This window comes from Streptomyces sp. NPDC001922 (genome assembly GCF_042891165.1).
Classification (GTDB): domain Bacteria; phylum Actinomycetota; class Actinomycetes; order Streptomycetales; family Streptomycetaceae; genus Streptomyces.
In genome coordinates this window covers 99,746-120,004 of sequence record NZ_JBIASV010000021.1, presented here as the reverse complement: position 1 = coordinate 120,004, position 20,259 = coordinate 99,746, and the positions used below count along the sequence as shown (strand labels likewise).

The window sequence follows — 20,259 nt, the reverse complement described above, 5'->3', positions numbered from 1 at the left end:
TGGGCCCCCAGGGCCCGTAAATATACGTTCCCGGAACCCCCACCCCGGAGGCCCCGGCCCCGGCACTGACTGGCATGCGCCCGCACCCCCGTCAGGCCCGGCCCCGGCACATGTCAACGCTCCCGCACAGCCGTCAGGCCCGGCCCCGGCCGGCGCGGCACCCCGGTGAGGCCTGGCATTGGGCCGGTCGGGCCCGGGCAAGGCTCAGCCCGGACCCGGGCACCCCGTCCGTACCCCGGGCGAGGCCACGACGCCGATGCGCACCGGGTCCCGGCCACGCCGGAACCCCGTACCGGTCCGGCCCGCCGGAACCCCGCGGCACCCGAACCCCGTCCCGCGGAGCGACAACCGCTATGCCCAGAGCTGGCCGTGCAGGTTCTCCACCGCCGCTTCCGTGGACTCGGCCGTGTAGACGCCGGTCGAGAGGTACTTCCAGCCGCCGTCGGCGACCACGAAGACAATGTCCGCCGACTCGCCCGCCTTGACCGCCTTGCGGCCGACGCCGATCGCCGCGTGCAGGGCCGCGCCCGTGGAGACGCCCGCGAAGATGCCTTCCTGCTGGAGCAGTTCGCGGGTGCGCCGCACCGCGTCCTCGGAGCCGACCGAGAAGCGCGTGGTGAGGACGGACGCGTCGTAGAGCTCCGGGACGAAGCCCTCGTCGAGGTTGCGCAGCCCGTACACCAGGTCGTCGTAGCGCGGCTCGGCGGCGACGATGCTGATGCCCGGGACCTTCTCGCGGAGGTAGCGCCCGACGCCCATCAGGGTGCCGGTGGTGCCCAGACCCGCGACGAAGTGGGTGATCGACGGGAGGTCCGCGTAGATCTCCGGGCCGGTGGTCGCGTAGTGGGCGCCCGCGTTGTCCGGGTTGCCGTACTGGTAGAGCATCACCCAGTCGGGGTGCTCGGCGGAGAGCTCCTTGGCGACCCGGACGGCCGTGTTGGAGCCGCCCGCCGCCGGGGAGGGGACGATCTCCGCGCCCCACATGGCGAGCAGCTCGCGGCGCTCGGACGAGGTGTTCTCGGGCATCACGCACACGATGCGGTAGCCCTTGAGCTTGGCGGCCATGGCGAGCGAGATGCCGGTGTTGCCGGAGGTGGGCTCGAGGATGGTGCAGCCGGGGGTCAACCGGCCGTCCTTCTCGGCCTGTTCGATCATGTGGAGGGCCGGCCGGTCCTTGACGGAGCCGGTCGGGTTGCGGTCCTCCAGTTTCGCCCAGATCCGGACGTCCGGGGACGGGGACAGCCGCGGCAGACGGACGAGCGGCGTGTTGCCGACCGCTGCCAGCGGGGAGTCGTACCGCATCAGCGCATGCCGCCCGCGACCGCCGGGAGAACGGTGACGCTGTCGCCGTCGGACAGCGTGGTGGAGATGCCGTCGAGGAAGCGGACGTCCTCGTCGTTGAGGTAGACGTTCACGAAGCGGCGCAGCTCGCCGCCGTCGACCAGCCGCTCGCGGATGCCGGCGTGCCGCGACTCGAGGTCGGCGAAGAGCTCCTCGAGCGTGGCGCCGCTGGCCTCGACCACCTTCTGGCCGTCGGTGTAGCTGCGAAGGATGGTCGGGATGCGGACCTCGATGGCCATGAGTGGGCTCCTGTCGGAATGAAGCGGAGGGCGCGCGGCGTCCTTCGCCGGCGGCAGAGAGTGCTGAGGGCCGGCAGCGCGGTCCTGACGGGGTCAGGCCGGGCGGCGGGCAGCGGTGTGCGGACACATCGCACTGGCGAGGCGGCACAGGTCGACGTGCAGCCGCGCCACGAGCAGCGTGCCCGGCGTCTTCTCGCTCACGTCGTGGACAACCATGGGGTCATCGTATCGATTCCCCGTCCGAGCTCCGAGATCCGATCCCAGGATCCGGACGTCGCTTTGGACACGTCCGGTGGGACCGGCCCGGGACTCAGTATGCCGTGACGATCTTCACGTCCTCTTCCGTGACCTCGCCCTCGACGATGCGGAAGGAGCGGAACTGCACGGGCCCCTCCTCGGCGCCGCTCTCGGCGGTGGAGACGAGGACGTAGTGGGCGCCGGGCTCGCCCGCGTACGAGATGTCCGTGCGGGACGGGTACGCCTCGGTGGCGGTGTGCGAGTGGTAGATCACCACCGGCTCCTCGTCCCGGTCGTCCATCTCCCGGTAGAGCGCGAGCAGGTCGGTCGAGTCGAACTCGTAGAACGTGGGCGACCGGGCCGCGTTGAGCATGGGGACGAAGCGCTCGGGACGGTCGGACCCCTGCGGACCGGCGATCACACCGCACGCCTCGTCGGGGTGGTCGGCGCGGGCGTGCGCCACGATCCGGTCGTGGAGGTCCTGGGTGATGGTGAGCATGGCACGAGGATAAGCAGACGGCCCCCGGAGGAGATCCGGGGGCCGTCCGATGAGACGCGTGCTACTTGGTGCTGTCCACCAGCGGGCGGTCGGCCTGGCCGCCGGGGCCGGGCAGGGTGCCGCGGCTGCGGAGGACCAGCCAGCCGATGCCGAGGACGACGGCCCAGCCGGCGCCGACGTACAGGGAGACCCGGGCCTCGCTGTCGTAGGCGATCAGGCCGGTGACGAAGACCAGGAACAGCAGGGCGACCCAGCTGAACGCGGCACCGCCGGGAGCCGGGAAGGAGGACGCCGCGAGGCGGCCGGCCTTCACCGCGCGCCGGTACAGGATGTGGCTGACGAGGATCATCATCCAGGTCCAGATGCCCGCCGCGGTGGCCACCGAGGTGACGTAGGCGAAGGCCTTCTCCGGGACGACGTAGTTGAGGACGACGCCAATGCCCATGAGGGTGACCGAGAGGGCGATGCCGACGGCCGGGGTCTTGCGGGCGTTGAGCTTGCCGAAGACCTGCGGGGCCTCCTGGTTGGCGGCGAGGTCGCGCAGCATCCGGCCGGTGGAGTACATGCCGGAGTTGCAGGACGACAGGGCGGCGGTCAGCACGACGAAGTTCACGATGCCCGCGGCGAGCGGAATGCCGATCTCGCTGAACGCGTGCACGAAGGGGCTCTCGCCCTCGGAGAACTCGGTCCACTTCACGACGGAGAGGATGACGGTGAGGGCACCGACGTAGAAGACGATGATGCGCCAGGGCAGGGTGTTGATCGCCTTGGGCAGGGTCTTCTCCGGGTTCTCGCTCTCGCCGGCGGTGACGCCCACGAGCTCGACGGCCAGGTAGGCGAACATCACGCCCTGGAGGGTCATCAGGCTGGAGCCGATGCCGTTCGGGAAGATGCCGTGGTGCGACCAGAGGTTGCTGACCGAGGCGGTGTCACCGACCTGCGAGAAGCCGAGGGTGAGCACGCCGAGACCGATCACGATCATGCCGATGATCGCGGTGACCTTGACCATCGAGAACCAGAACTCGACCTCGCCGAAGAGCTTGACCGAGATCAGGTTGACGCCGAACAGCACCACGAGGAAGACCAGGGCGCTGACCCATTGCGGGATCTGCGGGAACCAGAAGTGGATATAGATGGCGGCGGCCGTGAGCTCGGCCATGCCGGTCACGACCCACATCAGCCAGTAGGTCCAGCCGGTCACATAACCGAAGAACGGGCCCAGGAACTCGCGGGCGTACTCCGCGAAGCTGCCGGACACCGGCCGGTAGAGGAGCAGCTCACCGAGCGCTCGCATGATGAAGAAGATGATGACGCCCGCCAGGGCGTACATGAGGATGATGCTGGGTCCGGCCTTGGCGATGTTCGCCCCGGCACCCATGAAGAGGCCGACGCCGATGGCGCCACCAATGGCGATCATCTGGACCTGGCGACTGCCCAGTCCGCGCTCGTAGCCCTCTTCGGAAGCTCCGTTGCCCGCGGTGCCCGCCTCAGCGGTACGGCTCGCGACCTGCTCAGAGGTCATGGATGGTGCGCCTTTCTCCATACCGATCCGGTCTGTCCGGATCGGGGTTCCGATCCCCCCGGATGGAGTCCTGCTACCGACGGTCGGCCGGCTGCGCCCCCGTCTCGCCATGGGTGGCGGCGTAGACGGCAGGTCGTGAAGATTTATCACGCCGATAACACTGAACCGGGCGGTCAGATGTGGCGCACACCACAAGAAGAACCGGACAAAAACGCACCGAACAGCCGAAGATTCCTGGCTGCGGTGATGGGATCGTTATGCGGAATTGAGTGTCTACTGAGCGAACTCGCCGCGACGCACCGCAAACGATCAGCGGAAACGGTCAGGGCAGCAGGGTTTCGACGAGCGACTCCTGGAGCCCGCCGAGCCAGAGGTAGGCCATGACCATCGGCTTGCGCGGATCGGAGTCCGGCAGCCGGTAGAACTCCTCGCCGTCGTCGTCCGAGACCTCCAGCCGGGCACCGATGGCCAGCCGCAGGTCGTTGAGGGCGCCCAGCCACTGCCGGGACTCGTCCGGGCCGAGCTTGAGGACCGCGCCGCCGTCACCGGCCATGGTGAGGGCGTCGAGGGAACGGATGACGGCCAGGGCGTCGTCCCGCTTGCGGGCCCGCAGGTCGTTCTCCGTGTAGCGGCGGAACTCCGCGGAGAGGTCGCGCGCCTCGTCGTCGTCCGGCTTCACGTCCGGGCCGCCGTAGGCGTCCGGGAAGAGCCGGGCCAGGGCCGGGTCCTTCGGCGGTTCGCTGGGCCCCTCGGAGAACAGCGAGGCGAGCGGATCCTCGCCCTCGATCGGCTCGTCGCCGGGGCCGACCAGCTCCAGTAGCTGGACGGCGAGGCTGCGCAGGATGGAGACCTCGACCTCGTCGAGCGCCACGGCCGCGCCCCCGCCGGGTACGGCTTCGAAGAGTCCGGGCATCAGCGGTCCTGCTGGAGAGTCGCCCACAGGCCGTAGCCGTGCATGGCCTGCACGTCGCGTTCCATCTCCTCGCGGGTGCCGCTGGAGACGATCGCCCGCCCCTTGTGGTGCACGTCGAGCATCAGCTTGTGAGCCTTGTCCTTGGAGTAGCCGAAGTACGTCTGGAAGACATACGTCACGTAGCTCATGAGGTTGACCGGGTCGTTGTGCACGAGCGTCACCCACGGGACATCGGGTTCGGGCACCACGTCGGGTGCCTCGCTCGACTCGGGACGCTCGATCTCGACGGGTGCGACGCTCACGCGTCCATGCTGCCACCAGGGGTGGGGCATCGCATAAACCGGCCGCCGGGAGGCCCCCGTTCCGCAGAAATCGTCAGAGTGACGAGTATGGGGGGTAGCATCCCAGCCATGAACACAGCGGACCTGGGGCTGCCGGTGGCCGTGCCGTCGACTGCGCTCTTCACCGATCAGTACGAACTGACGATGCTGCAAGCAGCGCTGAGAGCGGGCACCGCCGACCGCCGCTCCGTCTTCGAGGTCTTCACCCGCCGGCTGCCCGAGGGGCGGCGCTACGGGGTCGTGGCGGGCACCGGCCGGGTGCTGGACGCCGTCGAGAACTTCCGCTTCGACACCGGCGTGCTGGACTTCCTCCGCAGCCGCGGCGTGGTCGACGAGCCGACGCTGGAGTGGCTGGCCGACTTCCGCTTCCGCGGCGACATCCAGGGCTACCCGGAGGGCGAGGTCTACTTCCCCGGGTCGCCGCTGCTGCGGGTCGAGGGCAGCTTCGCCGAGGCCGTACTGCTGGAGACGGTGATCCTCTCGATCCTCAACCACGACTCGGCGGTGGCCGCCGCGGCCTCCCGGATGTCGCTGGCCGCCGGGGTCCGGCAGCTGATCGAGATGGGCGCCCGGCGCACCCACGAGCTGGCCGCGGTCGCCGCCAGCCGCGCCGCGTACATCGGCGGCTTCCACTCCACCTCCGACCTCGCGGCCGGCTTCCGCTACGGCATCCCGACGGTCGGCACCAGCGCCCACGCCTTCACGCTGCTGCACGACAGCGAGCGGGACGCGTTCACCGCCCAGATCGACTCGCTCGGGCGGGGCACGACCCTGCTGGTCGACACCTACGACGTGGCCGAGGCCGTACGGACCGCCGTGGAGCTGGCCGGGCCCGAGCTGGGCGCCGTCCGGATCGACTCGGGCGACCTGCTGCTGGTGGCGCACCGGGTGCGGCAGCAGCTGGACGCCCTCGGCGCCCGGGACACCCGGATCGTCGTCACCAGCGACCTGGACGAGTACGCGATCGCCTCGCTCGCCGCGGCCCCGGTGGACGCCTACGGCGTCGGCACCCAGCTGGTCACCGGCAGCGGCCACCCGACCTGCTCCATGGTCTACAAGCTGGTCGCCCGCGCCGAGTCCACCGATCCGGCGGCCCCGCTGGTCCCGGTCGCCAAGAAGTCGCTGGGCGGGAAGACGTCGGTCGGCGGCCGGAAGTGGGCCGCCCGCCGGGTGGACGCGGACGGCGTGGCGACGGCCGAGGTGGTGGGCACCGGGGAGGTCCCCCCGGAGCTGGCCGGGAACGAGCTGCTGGTGGAGCTGGTCCGGGGCGGCGAGGTGCTCTCCCGCGAGCCGCTGGACACGGTCCGCGACCGGCACGCCCGGGTCCGGGAGACCCTGCCGCTGTCGGCCCGGCAGCTGTCCCGGGGCGAGCCGGTGCTCCCCACGGAGTACCTCTAGGCCCGGGGGCCCGCCGCCACGGGCTCGGGCCGGGCTCACCGGTCCGGTCCCCCCGACGGCGGGCCCCCGGGCCGCGTCCGCTCCCCGTGCGGCGCCCAGGGGGAGCGGACGGCACGAATCCGGGCAGGCCCCGGGACACGCGCCATGGTCAGGGACACCCCACGAGGGCGTCCGGGCCCCCTCCCGCGGGGGCGTCCGAATCTCTACGCTCGGAAGGGCCGGGACTGGCCGGTCGACCGTGCGGTGGCCGGGCGCCGGCCCCGGAGAGGGGCCCGGTCCGCCCCCGCCGTTCACCAGCCGAAGGGCACGCCATGCACCGGGCACTCATCGTCGTCGATGTGCAGAACGACTTCTGCGAAGGCGGCAGCCTCGCGGTCGCCGGCGGCGCCGACATCGCCGCCGCCATCACCGACGCGATCGGAGCGTCGACCGCCGGATACCGCCATGTCGTCGCGTCCCGCGACTTCCACATCGACCCGGGCGGTCACTTCTCCGAGCAGCCCGATTTCGAGCACTCCTGGCCCCCGCACTGCGTGGCGGGCACGGAGGGCAGCGCGTTCCACCCGAACTTCGCCCCGGCCGTCGCCTCGGGCGCGATCGCCGCGATCTTCGACAAGGGCGCGTACGCCTCGGCGTACAGCGGGTTCGAGGGCGTCGACGAGGACGGGACGACCCTGGCCGACTGGCTGCGGGCCCGGCACGTCAGCGAGGTCGACGTGGTCGGCATCGCGACCGACCACTGCGTCCGGGCCACCGCGCTGGACGCGGTCCGGGAGGGCTTCACCACGGGGGTGCTGCTCGATCTGACGGCCGGGGTGGCCCGGCACACCACCGAGCGGGCGCTGCGGGAGTTCCGCGAGGCGGGGGTGGAGCTCACCGGGCGGCCGGTGGTCTGAGGCCCGCAGGGGCCGCGGCCCTCCGCGGCGGCCCCTGCGGCGGCTCTCACGCGGCCGGGACCGGCCTCGGAGGACCGGCCCGTACGAGCGCGGGGCCGCGCAGCGGACCCCGGCCCCACCAGGTGCCGGATACGCAGGCCGGATACCCGGAATCCCGAGACCGGGGCCGACCTCTAGAGCACCAGCGGTGCGGGCACCGCGGGAAAGGCCGGCAGGCGCCGCTCCTCCGGCGCCCGCGGCTCCGGCGCGGCGGGCTGGGCCGGCGGCCGCAGCAGGGTCCGGATCGGGTGCCAGGACTCCGTGTCGTCGTGCGGGGCGGCCCGCCAGACGAGCCCGTCGGGGTGGTGCAGGACGGCCGTGACCTCGTCCGGCGTGGGCGGCGCGATGTTCCCCCGCAGGTAGACCGAGCGCAGCCCGAGATTGCGCAGGCGGGTCAGGGCCCGCGCCCGGTTCGCGGCGTGCACGAGCACCCGGACCCGTACGGCCTCGCCGCAGGCGCCCTCGCCCAGCGGGCGGGGCAGCGACAGCGCGACGACCACGCTGCCGCCCGGAAGCTTGATGAATCCTCCATCTGCCATGCGTTCGAAATCTCCCCCGTGAGTGGTCATGCGTGACGGTCGTGTCAATAAGAAGTTTGCCAGAGCATCTAAACGCGGATCGGCCGCCGCCCGCTAGAGGGCGACGGCCGATACCGTTCTGACCTGCGAAGATAAGGATCTACCGGGTCGAGGGCCCGACCTTCACCGTCATCGTCGACCCATCGCGGGCCTCCTTGACGATCTTGATCTGGGTGTTGGTGTCAGGAACGACCACACCCGCGGTCGGGTTCGAGCGGTACCAGTAGGTCCCCTTGTGATCGTCGAAGACGGAGACGCCCTTCTTCGACTTGATCTTGGTGGCCTTGCCGTCCTTGTGGATCTTGAACCCGTCCGAGGCGTACCGGCTGAAGGGCGAGTCGTACGCCTGGACGCGGTTGCGCAGCAGCGTCCCGTCGGCCCACTTCTCCGGCTTGGCGTGCGAGTCGACCGGCAGGATCAGACCCTTGCCCGGGTGGACGCTGACGTTGTTGTCCGCCTGCGAGGTGTCCCAGAGCGAGACCAGCAGGCCGTTCTGGTACGGGTAGTGCTCCACCCAGTTCGGACGGGCGGTGGCCCAGCCGAAGTTGTACGGGCCGACCTTGAGGGTCTTGTCGTACGACACGTACTGGCGGTTCTCCGCGAGGTAGTACTGCGGGTACTTCTTGGTGAAGGTCTCGCCGATGCGGGAGAAGCCCTTCACGGTCCAGCCGTTGTCGCCGGCCTCGGCGCCGTCGGTGAACAGCGGGGAGCCGTCCGCCACCACGCCGATCTCGTCGGCCGCGAAGCCCTTCTGCGCCGCGCCGCCGTCGGTCTGGTAGCGGAAGCGGAGATCGATCTTCTTGCCCGCGTAGGCGTCCAGCGGGTAGACGACGTCCTTGTAGGCGCCGGAGACACCGGTCAGCGCCGGCTTGTCACCGCCGTCGCGCGGAATGGCCTTGCCGTCCGCCGTGCCGTCCACCGGCGTCCAGTTGGCGCCGCCGTCGGTCGACACCTCGGCGTAGAGGTAGTCGTAGTTCTCCTCGATGTCCCACCAGCCCTTGAGGTTCAGGGCGGCCTTGGACTTGCCCGTCAGGTCGACGGAGCGGGTGAGGGTGTTCTTGAGGTCGTTGCCCATGTCGCTCCACCACTGCTTGGCGCCCTCGGTGGGCTTCGCCACGGTGGTGGTCTCGGACTTGGACGGCAGGTTGACGACGAGCGCCTGCTTGTTGCGGGTGTTGTACTCCGCGACCCCCAGCTTGTGGGTGGACTTCTTCGCCGCCTTGGCCTTGCCGTAGTTCAGCCAGCCCAGCTGCAGCTTGTCCCAGGCGCTCATGTCGCCCGGCAGGTCGCCGATCTCCTTCTTGCCGGTGCCCAGCCAGGAGCCCGAGGACATCAGGGACCAGAAACCGACGGACGACTCGCCCTTGCCCGTGGTGTCGTAGAGGTCCGGCAGACCCAGGTCGTGGCCGTACTCGTGGGCGTAGACCCCGAGGCCGCCGTTCTCCGGCTGCATCGTGTAGTCGCCGACCCAGATGCCGGTGTCACCGATCTGGGTGCCGCCGGACTTGTTGGCCGAGGGGCCGGTCTTGCCCGCGTCCGTGCCGTACGCGTACCAGCGGTGCGCCCACAGCGCGGTCTCGCCCTGGACACCGCCGCCCGCCGACTCGTCCTCGCCCGCGTGCACGAGCTGGAAGTGGTCGATGTAGCCGTCGGGCTCGTTGAAGTTGCCGTCACCGTCGAAGTCGTAACGGTCCCACTTGTCGTACTTGGCGAGCTGCGCCTTGATCTGGGCGGGGGTGCGCCCGGCGGCCTTCTGGTCGGCGGCCCACTGGTTGACACCGTCGCGCACCGCGTCCCAGACGTTGGGGCAGTTGGTGTCACCGCAGTAGTTCGAGCCGTACCGGCCCTCGTTCCACTTGACCTTCACCCAGTCGGAGACCTCGCCGTCGACCGAGTACCGGCCGGAGGATGCCTTCTCGTAGTACTTCTTCAGGGACTGCTTCTTCTTCGCCTTGGAGAAGTAGAGGTCCTGGAAGTGCTTGCGGTCGTAGTCCTTGCGCCAGGCGGTGCTGTTGTCGTCGGCGCGGTCCGGCTTCGCGATCTTGTTGTGCTTCGGGCCGGGCGTGCCGCCGTACTTCTTGACGGCCGGCTTCGGGCCGTCGGCGCCGTCCGGGTCGTACATCGTGGTGCTGTCGACCTTGTTGCCGAACTCCACGAGGATCGTGAAGATCTTGTCGGTCCGCTCCCGGCCCAGCTCGACGTACTTGTTCTTGTCGAGCTTGACGACCTGCGAGGAACCGCGCTTCTCGGCCCGCGCGTCTCCGGCGAGGACCTGCTTGAGCGCTTCCTCGCGCTGAGCCTTCTGCTTCTCGCTGAACGGGCCTTCCAGGTCGTGATCGACCTGCCCCCTCGCCGACGCCGGGTCAAGGCGCTCGACTCCGCCGGTCGGCCGGTCGTCGGCCTGCGCGGCGCCCGCTGACAGAGCTGCTGCTCCGAGCGCGGCGACCGCGGTTGCCAGGGCGGCGGATCTGATGGTCCTCCGGTGGCTGCTCACGTGGCGCTGTCCTCCCCGGGTGTTCCCCCAAAAAAGCTTCTTCTGGGGGGCATTGGACCGGAGTGACGACAGAAAAGACAGATCTTGACTTGGACACGCCATGCACTTACGTTGAACGGTTCTCACCTTCCGGACATCGGACGCATGTCCGCCGGGTGAACGCCGCAACCCCCGGACACCCGGCCCCACCTCGGGCAACGTGGTTCCGGCAGGCGGAAGGAACAGGCGCGTCCGTCTCGCCTGTTGAAATACGGAATGACTCCGTGCGCCCCCTGTGCACCGGCACCGTGTGTAAGGTCACGCTTAGTACCGGATCCGCTCGGGCAGACAGCAACTGGAGTGACAGGACGGCGCGAGCTCGGCGTCCGCCCCGGGCCCAGCGACCGGTGACTCCGCCAACCCCGACACTGTCCCGAGGACGGAACTCCGCGATGCCGCGTCCGACTCTCGCCCAGCTCGCCTACGGTTCGGCCACCGTCGTCTTCGCGACCCTGGCCATGCTGCTGCTCTTCCGGACCGGTTCGGGGCTGGGGGTGACCCTCGTCGCCGTCGCGGGCCTGGCCCTCGGCCTGCTGGTGGCCACGACCGTCGCGGCGCCCCGCCGCTCCGCCCGGCCCGCGGCCCAGCCGCCCGCCGACCGCGCCATGGGCTCCGCCGTCCCGGCCGTCACGCACCGGGCCCGGGTCCCCCGGCCGCGGCACCACCCGAAGGCGGGCTCCCGGCTGGAGGGCCACTCGGTCCGCCGCTGAGAGATGGGGCACCGGCTCGGCTGACGCCCGCCTCCCGTGGCCGGGCACAGCGGGAACAGGGCCCGGGTGACGCCCACTTCCGGCGCAGACGGCCGGAACAGGGCCCGGGTGACGCTGACTTCCGGGACCGGCACGGCCGGAACAGGGCTCGGGTACGAGCCCGTTTCCCGGCCGGGGCTCAGGTGACCGCCACCACCACGGTCTTGGCCGCCTTGTCGTGCAGACACTGCTGGTACGGCTTGTCCCAGGTGCAGTTCAGCACGTTGATCAGCCAGAAGATGAAGCCGCAGCAGGGCACGAACTCGGGCAGCGTGTAGACGGCGGCGCGGATCCAGCCGGCCGATCCGGCCGGGATCCCTCCGTTGTCCAGCAGGGCGACCCGGATGTTCATGAGCTTCTTGCCCACGGTCTGGCCGGAGTTGCTCAGCATCAGCCCCTCGTAGATGAAGTACACGAGCATGACCGTGCCCTGGACGGTGGCCGATCGGCCGGTGTCGTCGGGGTCCGTGGGGTCGTAGCCGCCGACGATCAAGGACATGATCACGCCGACCGGGATGGCGATGAGCAGCCCGTCGATGATCCGGGCGAGCAGCCGCCTGCCGCGGTTGGCGAGCGGGGGCATTCCGGCGAGCGGATCGACGCCGGAGCCCGAACCGTAGGGATCGCCGCCCTGGGGCCCGCCGCCGTACGGACCACCGCCGTAGGGTCTGCCGCCGCCCGGGGCGCCCCTGTACGGGCCGCCGCCCCCTCCGACGTACGGGCCGCCGGCGCCGCCGGGCGGAGGGGGTGGCGGGGAACCACCACCCCACGCACCGCCGGCCCCGTCCGCGGGCGGGGGCTGCGGCCCCTTCCGGAACGGGTCGTCGTCCGGCGGCTCGCCGGACCCCGGCGACGGCTGATCGCTGCTCATGGCCCCCAGTCGACCCCGGCCGCGGAGGCTCCGCAGCCCGGAACGAGCCGTTCGGGGGAACGGTCGGGGACCGGTCGGCTCAGGGCTCCGTGCGCCGTGCCCGCCCGGGCCGTGGCCCGGCACGGCACCGCGCCGCGTTGCCGGACAGCCCGGGTGGCCCCGTGACCGGAACTCTCCGGCGCCCGCACGGCACCGGCCCCCGCACGGCACCGGACCGGCGACCGCACGGGGCGCCCACAACGCCGGAACTCCTCAGTCCTGTCCGCCGGTTCCGGCCACGAACGTGCGGGCCGCCTTGTCGTGCCAGCACTGCCGCCACGGCCGGTCGAAGAGGCACCAGAGCACATTGACGATCCCGACGGCCAGGACGCCGAACAGGCCGTAGAGCAGCCAGCGGCGCAGGGCGGCGCCGAAGGACGGGGTGTCGTGGGTCTCGATGTCCAGCACCTGCACCCCGCAGAGCCGCTTGCCCACGGTGCGGCCCCACTTGGCCACCGGCAGCGCCTCGTAGAGCACGCCCGCGACGAGCAGCACGCCCAGGACCGCGCCGAAGTACCCGGCCGTGGTGCCGTCGACCAGCCAGACGGTCACCGTCTCGCCGGTCAGCCGGGCCTTCTCCAGCTTGTCGTCGATGTGGCCGAGGGCGAGGGAGATCAGCGGAACGGCGGCGGCGGCCACCGCGCCGCCGAGGAGGACCGTGTCGATCAGCCGGGCCGCGAACCGGCGGCCGAGCGCGGCCGGACGGACCGACGCCTGGGCCTGGGCGGCCCGGAGGAAGGGGTCGTCGACCGGCGGCCGCCACGGGATGACGCCCTCGGCGCCGCCCTGGCCCGCACCGCCGTGCCCCGCACCGCCCTGGCCCTGCGCCGCGCCCGCGGCGGCCTGGTCCGGGGTGGCGAGCCGGTGCACCTGCTGCGCCCAGGACGGCTGCCCGCCGCCGGGGCCCTGGGTGACCGGCGACTGCGGGGCGGCGGGCCCGGGCCCCGGCGCCTGCTGCTGCGCCGGGACGGACGGCTGATGCGGCGTCGGGGCGGCGGGCGTGGCCGCCGGGGTCTGCTGCGGGGGCACCTGGGCCGAGGGCGCCCGGTCCGGCTGGGCGGCGGCGGCCTGGCCGGTGGGCGACGGGGCCTCCGGGCCCGGCTGGGGCGGGATCGCGTCGATCCGCTCCCGCGCGGCACCGGGCCGGGCGGCGCGGATGGTCAGGGTGCCGTCCTTGCGGTCCGCGCCGGACGACGCGCCCCGCTCGCCGGCGTCGGCGCGCAGGGTCATCGTGCCGTCGTGCCGGTCCCGCCCCGCCGGTCCGGAACCGGTGCGCGCGCCCAGCTGCACGGTCGCCGACGGGCCCTGACGGTCCGTGGTCCCGGCCGCCGCTCCCCCGTCCGCCTCCGGGGACCGGTCCGACGGCTCGTTCCGGCCGGCGGAACCGGCCTGGGCGTCCGCCGGCCGCTCCGGGTCCTGGGGCGGGCCGAACGCGCCGGAGACGGGCCGGCCGACGGCCTGCGCGGCACCTCCGGCCCCCACGCCTCCGGCCCCCGCACCTCCGGCAGCGGCACCGGGGCCGTCGCCGACGGAGGGCGCCGCACCGTGCGCACCGGGGGTGTCCGCGGATTCCGCGCCCCAGGAGATGCGGCGCTCCTGCTCCGCGCTGAACCCGGTCTGCCGGGAGGCGTCCGCCTGCCAGGCGGAGGCGGGCTCGCTGCGGGAGCCCTGGCCGGCCGGCGGTGACGTCCCGTCCGGGCCGCCGGAGCCGCTCTCCGGCAGGGAGCCGGCGGAGGACGCCGCCAGGGCCGGGTCCTCGTCGAGGAACACCGGGCCGGACTCCTCCATCGACGTGCTCAGGTCCCCCGGGAAAGCGGCCGGGGCGGGCGCGGCGGCGGCCGGTGCCCCGGGCGTCTCCTCGCCCTCCTTCGGCGCTGGCCGGCTGGTGCCCGGCACCCAGGACGAGCCGTTCCAGTACCGGATGTAGCTGGGAATGGACGGGTCCGGGTAGTACCCGGGGCTGGGGCTGCCGTCGGCGGATCCTGAGGTTGGCGCGCTCATTGACCGTGTCCCGTCGTTCTGCTCGTCCGTGCTGTGCGGTTGGGGCAGGAGCAGTGTGCCGCACACGCGCGGTGTGGGTGTAGCGCGCTCCGCCGCTGCCCGGAGGCGCGCGGGGGCCGGAACGCAGTGTCCACACATACCAGACCCGTCCGTCCGGCGCTCCAATCCCCGGTTACCGCCACGACGGCCGGGCGCGGCCGGGAGAATCCGTGGGCGTGCCCGCGGAACCACCGCCAACGCAGGGACCCCTGCGTCGCGTGTCCGGGGTACGCGCTCCGCGCCGCTCCCGCCGGGGAGGCACATCGGGGGAGAAGCGGGGCACGAGAACGGAGCCGGGCGGGCCGTCCGCGGTACCACCCGGTCACCGCCGGCGTCCGCCCGGCACGTGTTCCGGCGGGTTCCGCGAAGTCGCGTCATGAATGCCGAGGTGCGGTGTCTCACCGTGTGCGGGCCCGTCGCGAGGGCCGCCGCCCCAGGAAAGGACGACGTCATGCACACCGTGGTGGAACGAGAGTTGGAGCTCGACCTGGTCCTGTCACCCGAGCGCAGCATTCCGGTACCGGCCCGGCTGATCTACCGGACGGACGATCCGTATGCCGTGCGCATCACCTTCCACATCGGCTCGGACTCCCCCGTCACCTGGACGTTCGCCCGGGATCTGCTGATCGAGGGGGTGTTCCGGCTCTCCGGCGAGGGCGATGTGCGGGTCTGGCCGACGAAGATCGACGGCCGGAGCGTCGTCTGCATGATGCTGTCCTCCCCCGACGGTGACGCGCTGCTGGAGGCCCCGGCCGGTGCGGTGTCGGCGTGGCTGGAACGGACCCTGCGCCTGGTGCCGCCCGCGGCGGAGGGCGAGCGGCTGGCCATCGACGACGAACTGGAGGCCCTGCTGGCCCCGGTGGTCCCGGAGGAGGCCCGGCTGCGGGAGTCCCGGCCCGCCGACGAGCCGCCGGAGACGCCCGCGGGGGCCTGAGCGGGGGACGGCGCGGGGGCCGGGCAGCAGGTCCGGAAGGGGGACGAGGAGAGACGGAACCGGGGGAAGCAACCGGGGGTGAGGTCGGGGATCGGGGTCGGGGTCGGGGTCGGGGTCGGGGTCGGGGATCGGGGGTACGGCCGAGGGTGCGGCCGTGAGGGCACAGGCGGGCCCCGGGGAAGAGGGGGTGGTCCGGGCCGGGCGGTGCGTCGGGGGAAGCGGTGCGTCGGAAGAAGCGGTGCGTCAGAAGAGCTTGCCCGGGTTGAGCAGGCCGAGCGGGTCGAAGGTGTTCTTGATGCCCCGCTGGAGCTCCAGGCCGACCGGGCCGATCTCCCGGGCGAGCCACTCCTTCTTCAGCACGCCGACGCCGTGCTCGCCGGTGATCGTGCCGCCGAGTTCGAGGCCGAGGGCCATGATCGCGTCGAACGACTCCCGGGCGCGCCGCGACTCGTCCGGGTCGGCGGAGTCGAAGCAGACGACGGGGTGGGTGTTGCCGTCGCCCGCGTGGGCGCAGACGCCGACCGTCAGGCCGTACCGGTCGCCGATCGCCGCGGTGCCCTCCAGCATCTCCGCGAGCCGGGACCGGGGCACGCAGACGTCGTCGATCATGGTGGCGGTGCCGACCCGCTCCAGGGCGGTGAGGGCCAGGCGCCGGGCCTGGAGGAGGAGTTCGGACTCGGCGGTGTCGTCGGCCGGCACGACCTCGGTGGCCCCGGCCTCCTCGCAGATCTTCCCGACCGCCGCCAGCTCGCTCGACGGATCGGGGGTGTCGAAGGCGGCGAGCAGCAGCGTCTCGGTGGTCTCCGGCAGTCCCATGCCGGCCATCGCGTTGACCGCGCGGAGCGTGGTGCGGTCCATGAGTTCGAGGAGGGAGGGGACGTGGCCGTCGGCCATGATGCGGCAGACGGCCTCGCAGGCGGCGGCCGTGCTGGGGAATTCGGCAGCGAGGGCGAGCTGCGGCGGCGGGGTGGGCTTCAGGGCGAGCACGGCCCGGACGACGATGCCGAGGCTGCCCTCGGAGCCGACGAACAGCCGCGTCAGGTCGTAGCCGGCGACGCCCTTGGCGGTGCGACGGCCGGTGCTCAGCAGCCGCCCGTCGGCGAGGACGACCTCGAGGCCGAGCACGTACTCGGCGGTGACCCCGTACTTCACGCAGCACAGGCCGCCGGACGCGGTGCCGATGTTGCCGCCGATGGTGCACTGTTCCCAACTGCTCGGGTCCGGCGGGTAGTAGAGGCCGTGCTCGGCGACGGCCCGGGAGAGCGCGGCGTTGACCACGCCGGGCTCGACGACCGCGGTCCGGTCGACGGGGTTGATCTCCAGGATCCGGTCCATCTTGACCAGGGAGAGCACGATGCAGCCCTCGGAGGCGTTGGCCCCGCCGGACAGCCCGGTGCGCGCCCCCTGGGGGACGACGGGGACGCGCAGGGCGGTGGCGGTGCGCATCACGTGCTGGACCTGCTCGACACTGCGGGGCAGGACGACGACGGCGGGGACGCCCGCGTCGCAGAAGGACGCCATGTCGTTGCGGTAGGCGGCGGTGACGTCGGGGTCGGTCAGCAGCGCTTCGTCGGGGAGGCCGTCCCGGAGCAGATCCATCAGCTGGTCCATGAGGTCCAGCGTCGCATTTGCGTGCTCCGCTGGGAAGATCGACACCTCCCGGCGACGGGCGGGATCCGGACCGGACGGGCCGGCCCCCCGGGGCTGGGACCGCAACCGGAACCGGACGGGGGCGGGGGCGTGCGCTGTGCCCGGTCCGTTTCCGGTGCTCCTGGAAGCGGTGGCACCGCTTCCAGGAGCGGTCGGGGGGCCGGATGCCTCGGCTCAGGGGCCGCGCTCAAGGGCCCGAACTCAGGGGCTCGGATTCAGGGGCCCGAACCGCGGGGCCCGGGCTCAGGGGCCCGAACCGCGGGGCCCGGGCTCAGGGCCCCGGGCTCAGCGGCGCCGGGTCCGGCTCCGGGGCCTCCTTGTAGTAGAGGGAGTACTTCCGGCCGCCGACCGGCCCCGAGGCGTACCCCATGCACAGCCGCGGCCGGGGAGTGTGCAGCACCGCCAGGCCCTCCGGCTCGCGCGCCAGCAGCACGTCGACGGACCGGGTCCGCAGCTCCTGGATGACTCCCCCGCTGCTCAGGTCCATGCAGTACAGGCGGCCGTTGATGCCGACCTCCTCGGAGTCCGGGTCGTCGGGGTCCCGGAAGGCGCCGATCACCTGGTAGGCGTAGTCGCCGTACAGCGTCATGCCCTGGAACGGGAGGCCGAGCTCGGCGCCCGGCTGGGGGAAGTCGACGATCGGGCGGTAGCTGCCGCGCCGGAAGAGGTCGAAGTCGTAGACGGCGAAGCGCACCCCGTCGTCCCGGCGGTAGCGCAGCAGCAGCCGCCGGCCGTGCAGGTCGATGGCGGCCGAGTTGCTGATGGAGCCGGGCTGCGGGCGGTGGATGGTGACCCCGGGGTCGGAGCAGTGCAGGATCGTGTCCTCGGCGTAGCGGTAGCGGCCGATGCCGCGGGCGTGCCCGGTCTCGGGGTCGGCGTCGCACTCGGTCCACAGCGCGAACCGGCCGCTCCCGAGCGGCTCGACGCCCATCGCGCTGCCGTGCCCGAAGCCCTTGAGGTACATGTGGCCCAGCACGTCGCCGTCCATGGAGAGCCGGTTGAGGCACAGGTCCCCGGACCGGGTCCGCTCGGCGTGGGTGTACGCGCGGGGCTCGCCCGGCAGCTGGACGCCGCCGCGGATCACCTGGAGGGCGTAGATGTGCTGGTTGTCCTCGTCGAAGGCGAAGGACTGGAGCACCGTCGTCTGCTGCAGCCGCTTCTCGTGGATCCAGCGGGTGGCGGCCCCGCTCAGGTCGAACGGCCGGTCGGGGGCGGTCGGCACGGCGCCGCGGACGGGCCGTCCGGTGGCGGACGGCCCGCCGAGCGGCGCGGTGCCGGTCCCGGGGGCCGCGTACGCCGGTGACGCCCCGAGCGCGGACGCCACCACCGCGCCGCCGCCGAGCCGGAGCACGGACCTGCGGGTGGGCCGAAGTGGTGATGAGTCTTCCTCTCGCATCGGAACACTGTCGGAGGTACCGGGACGCGGCCGGAACGAAGGCGGACGGCGGGCCGCGAAGTTCATCCGTACGGGGTCCGTTCCGCCCGGCGTCCGTGTCACGGGGTGGGTACCACGGGGTGGGTGCCACAGCGGGGGCGTCCCCCGGGGAAGGCCGACGCACCGCGGCCCCACGGGTCAGGTTCCGTGGGGCCGCTGGGGCCACCCCCGCGCGAGCGGGGGCGTGCGGGCGGTCCAGGGGCCTGTCGTTCGGATCGGCCCCAGCGCCGCCGGGCGGGTCACAGGTTGCCGCGCTTCTCCTGCTCCCGCTCGATCGCCTCGAACAGCGCCTTGAAGTTGCCCTTGCCGAAGCCCATGGAACCGTGCCGCTCGATCATCTCGAAGAAGACGGTGGGGCGGTCCTGAACGGGCTTGGTGAAGATCTGCAACAGGTAGCCGTCCTCGTCGCGGTCGGCGAGGATCTTCAGCTCACGCAGCGTCTCCAGCGGCACCCGGGTGTCACCGACCCACTCGCCGAGGGTGTCGTAGTAGGAGTCGGGGGTGTCGAGGAACTGCACCCCGGCCGCCCGCATGGCCCGTACGGTCGCCACGATGTCGTTGGTGGCCAGCGCGATGTGCTGGACGCCCGGGCCGCCGTAGAACTCCAGGTACTCGTCGATCTGCGACTTCTTCTTCGCCACGGCGGGCTCGTTGAGCGGGAACTTCACCTTGCGGGTGCCGTCCGCCACGACCTTCGACATGAGCGCGGAGTACTCGGTGGCGATGTCGTCGCCCACGAACTCCTTCATATTGGTGAAGCCCATGACCTTGTTGTAGAAGCCGACCCACTCGTCCATCCGGCCGAGCTCGACATTGCCGACGCAGTGGTCGATGGCCTGGAAGCGGCGGGGGCCGGGCTCGACGATCGGCTCGGCCGCGACATAGCCGGGCAGGTACGGGCCCCGGTAGTCACCGCGCTCCACCAGGGTGTGGCGGGTCTTGCCGTAGGTGGCGATGGCGGCGAGGACGACGGTGCCGTGCTCGTCCTTCACCTCGTGCGGCTCGTCCAGGCCGGTGGCGCCGTGCTCCACCGCGTAGGCGTAGGCGGCGCGGGCGTCCGGCACCTCGATCGCCAGGTCGATCACGCCGTCGCCGTGCGCGGCGACATGCTCGGCGAGGAACCGCCCGTGGTCGGACACCGGCTTGATGACAGAGGTGAAGACGAACCGGGCGCCACCGGACTCCAGCACGTAACTGGCGGTCTCCCGGCTGCCGTTCTCCGGGCCGGAATACGCCACGCGCTTCATGCCGAACGCCGTGGAGTAGTAGTGGGCGGCCTGCTTGGCGTTGCCGACCGCGAAGACGACCGCGTCCATCCCCTTCACCGGGAAGGGGTCGGCCTGGCGTGCGCCCTCTTCGGTCGATCCGGCAGGGCGGTGATCGATGGTCTCAGTCATATGCGCAGGCTCCCTCCGAACCACAAGGTGCGCAATAGTTGGGGATTCCACTGCACACTGTGTACAGCCGAACCAGGGGTACGCCGGTCGGTCTGTACAGGATGACCATCGGGAGGCGTGACGCATGGGGATCGACGGGCTGGACGGACGGCTGATCGAGCTGCTCGCGGTGGAGCCCCGCATCGGCGTCCTGGAGGCGTCCCGCCGGCTCGGCGTGGCCCGGGGCACGGTTCAGGCCAGGCTGGACCGGCTTCAGGCCAATGGAGTGATCCGCGGCTTCGGGCCGGAGGTGGACCCGGCGGCCCTGGGCTATCCGGTGACGGCCTTCGCCACCCTGGAGATCAAGCAGGGGCAAGGGGCCGACGTGCGGTCCCACTTGGCGACCGTTCCGGAGGTGCTGGAGCTGCACACCACCACCGGCCACGGCGACATGCTCTGCCGGCTGGTGGCGCGCTCCAATGCCGACCTACAACGTGTCATCGACCGGGTTGTGGGCTTTGATGGCATCGTGCGAGCCTCGACTGCCATCGTGATGGAGAACCCGGTACCGCTACGGATCATCCCGCTGGTGCGCCAGGCGTCGGAGGACCGCCCCTGAGCCGAGCAGG

General features: G+C 72.0%; 19 protein-coding genes. 5 read left to right on the top strand and 14 right to left on the bottom strand.

Translation table 11 applies throughout. The features are described from left to right. Nucleotides 1-351 precede the first annotated feature (351 nt). The 7 genes from ACFYYR_RS30910 to clpS all read right to left on the bottom strand — a co-directional run bounded on the left by ACFYYR_RS30910 (nt 352) and on the right by clpS (nt 5,083). Nucleotides 352-1,302, bottom strand: coding sequence for a PLP-dependent cysteine synthase family protein (locus ACFYYR_RS30910; RefSeq protein WP_388860971.1), 951 nt, complete (start codon nt 1,300-1,302; stop codon nt 352-354). Next, the gene (locus ACFYYR_RS30905; protein ID WP_351512766.1) at nt 1,302-1,580 is read right to left on the bottom strand and encodes a MoaD/ThiS family protein; all 279 of its coding nucleotides are present in this window, start codon (nt 1,578-1,580) and stop codon (nt 1,302-1,304) included. Before ACFYYR_RS30905 ends, ACFYYR_RS30910 begins: the two co-directional genes overlap by 1 nt. Before the next feature lie 93 nt (nt 1,581-1,673). Then, the gene (locus ACFYYR_RS30900; RefSeq protein ID WP_351512765.1) at nt 1,674-1,796 is read right to left on the bottom strand and encodes a putative leader peptide; all 123 of its coding nucleotides are present in this window, start codon (nt 1,794-1,796) and stop codon (nt 1,674-1,676) included. A 94-nt stretch (nt 1,797-1,890) separates the two neighbouring features. Continuing rightward, the gene (locus tag ACFYYR_RS30895; protein WP_351512763.1) at nt 1,891-2,316 is read right to left on the bottom strand and encodes a M67 family metallopeptidase; all 426 of its coding nucleotides are present in this window, start codon (nt 2,314-2,316) and stop codon (nt 1,891-1,893) included. A gap of 61 nt (nt 2,317-2,377) precedes the next feature. After that, on the bottom strand, nt 2,378-3,838 hold the full coding sequence (locus ACFYYR_RS30890; RefSeq protein WP_388860966.1) for an amino acid permease: 1,461 nt from the start codon (nt 3,836-3,838) through the stop codon (nt 2,378-2,380). Between the two features lie 322 nt (nt 3,839-4,160). Further along, nucleotides 4,161-4,751: a DUF2017 domain-containing protein gene (locus ACFYYR_RS30885; protein ID WP_388860963.1), complete on the bottom strand. Its 591-nt coding sequence runs from the start codon at nt 4,749-4,751 to the stop codon at nt 4,161-4,163. Beyond that, nucleotides 4,751-5,083, bottom strand: a complete 333-nt coding sequence (gene clpS, locus ACFYYR_RS30880; RefSeq protein ID WP_351512757.1) for an ATP-dependent Clp protease adapter ClpS — start codon at nt 5,081-5,083, stop codon at nt 4,751-4,753. The genes ACFYYR_RS30885 and clpS overlap by 1 nt, the downstream gene beginning before the upstream one ends. Before the next feature lie 78 nt (nt 5,084-5,161). On the opposite strand from clpS, the gene ACFYYR_RS30875 reads away from it, so the two are divergent. Both ACFYYR_RS30875 and ACFYYR_RS30870 read left to right on the top strand, forming a co-directional pair. Next, complete coding sequence (locus ACFYYR_RS30875) at nt 5,162-6,490, top strand: nicotinate phosphoribosyltransferase (RefSeq protein ID WP_388860960.1); 1,329 nt, start codon at nt 5,162-5,164, stop codon at nt 6,488-6,490. Nucleotides 6,491-6,801: 311 nt separating this feature from the next. Beyond that, entirely contained in the window at nt 6,802-7,386 is a 585-nt protein-coding gene (locus ACFYYR_RS30870; RefSeq protein ID WP_388860958.1) for an isochorismatase family protein, read from the top strand. Between the two features lie 173 nt (nt 7,387-7,559). On the opposite strand, the gene ACFYYR_RS30865 is transcribed toward ACFYYR_RS30870, so the two are convergent. Both ACFYYR_RS30865 and ACFYYR_RS30860 read right to left on the bottom strand, forming a co-directional pair. Next, nucleotides 7,560-7,964 (bottom strand): hypothetical protein, encoded by a 405-nt coding sequence (locus ACFYYR_RS30865; protein WP_388860955.1) that lies wholly within the window; start codon nt 7,962-7,964, stop codon nt 7,560-7,562. A gap of 139 nt (nt 7,965-8,103) precedes the next feature. Further along, nucleotides 8,104-10,497: an immune inhibitor A domain-containing protein gene (locus ACFYYR_RS30860; protein WP_388860952.1), complete on the bottom strand. Its 2,394-nt coding sequence runs from the start codon at nt 10,495-10,497 to the stop codon at nt 8,104-8,106. A gap of 431 nt (nt 10,498-10,928) precedes the next feature. Here ACFYYR_RS30860 and ACFYYR_RS30855 point away from each other — a divergent pair, with 431 nt between their 5' ends. After that, on the top strand, nt 10,929-11,246 hold the full coding sequence (locus ACFYYR_RS30855; RefSeq protein WP_388860949.1) for a hypothetical protein: 318 nt from the start codon (nt 10,929-10,931) through the stop codon (nt 11,244-11,246). Nucleotides 11,247-11,424: 178 nt separating this feature from the next. Here ACFYYR_RS30855 and ACFYYR_RS30850 read toward each other — a convergent pair whose 3' ends face one another. Together ACFYYR_RS30850 and ACFYYR_RS30845 are read right to left on the bottom strand one after the other, a co-directional pair. Continuing rightward, the gene (locus tag ACFYYR_RS30850; RefSeq protein ID WP_388860946.1) at nt 11,425-12,156 is read right to left on the bottom strand and encodes an RDD family protein; all 732 of its coding nucleotides are present in this window, start codon (nt 12,154-12,156) and stop codon (nt 11,425-11,427) included. A gap of 252 nt (nt 12,157-12,408) precedes the next feature. Continuing rightward, entirely contained in the window at nt 12,409-14,196 is a 1,788-nt protein-coding gene (locus ACFYYR_RS30845; RefSeq protein WP_388860943.1) for an RDD family protein, read from the bottom strand. A gap of 490 nt (nt 14,197-14,686) precedes the next feature. On the opposite strand from ACFYYR_RS30845, the gene ACFYYR_RS30840 reads away from it, so the two are divergent. Beyond that, on the top strand, nt 14,687-15,169 hold the full coding sequence (locus tag ACFYYR_RS30840) for an SsgA family sporulation/cell division regulator (protein ID WP_388860940.1): 483 nt from the start codon (nt 14,687-14,689) through the stop codon (nt 15,167-15,169). 243 nt (nt 15,170-15,412) lie between these two features. Here the strand turns inward: ACFYYR_RS30840 and ACFYYR_RS30835 are convergent, their stop codons facing one another. The 3 genes from ACFYYR_RS30835 to hppD all read right to left on the bottom strand — a co-directional run bounded on the left by ACFYYR_RS30835 (nt 15,413) and on the right by hppD (nt 19,651). Continuing rightward, a complete protein-coding gene (locus tag ACFYYR_RS30835) occupies nt 15,413-16,780 on the bottom strand; it encodes an FAD-binding oxidoreductase (RefSeq protein ID WP_388860937.1) in 1,368 nt (455 codons plus the stop codon). 310 nt (nt 16,781-17,090) lie between these two features. Then, on the bottom strand, nt 17,091-18,215 hold the full coding sequence (locus ACFYYR_RS30830) for a teichoic acid biosynthesis protein C (RefSeq protein ID WP_388860934.1): 1,125 nt from the start codon (nt 18,213-18,215) through the stop codon (nt 17,091-17,093). Nucleotides 18,216-18,493: 278 nt separating this feature from the next. Further along, a complete protein-coding gene (gene hppD, locus ACFYYR_RS30825; protein ID WP_388860931.1) occupies nt 18,494-19,651 on the bottom strand; it encodes a 4-hydroxyphenylpyruvate dioxygenase in 1,158 nt (385 codons plus the stop codon). 124 nt (nt 19,652-19,775) lie between these two features. Between hppD and ACFYYR_RS30820 the strand changes: the two genes are divergently transcribed. After that, complete coding sequence (locus tag ACFYYR_RS30820; RefSeq protein ID WP_388860928.1) at nt 19,776-20,249, top strand: Lrp/AsnC family transcriptional regulator; 474 nt, start codon at nt 19,776-19,778, stop codon at nt 20,247-20,249. Nucleotides 20,250-20,259 lie beyond the last annotated feature (10 nt).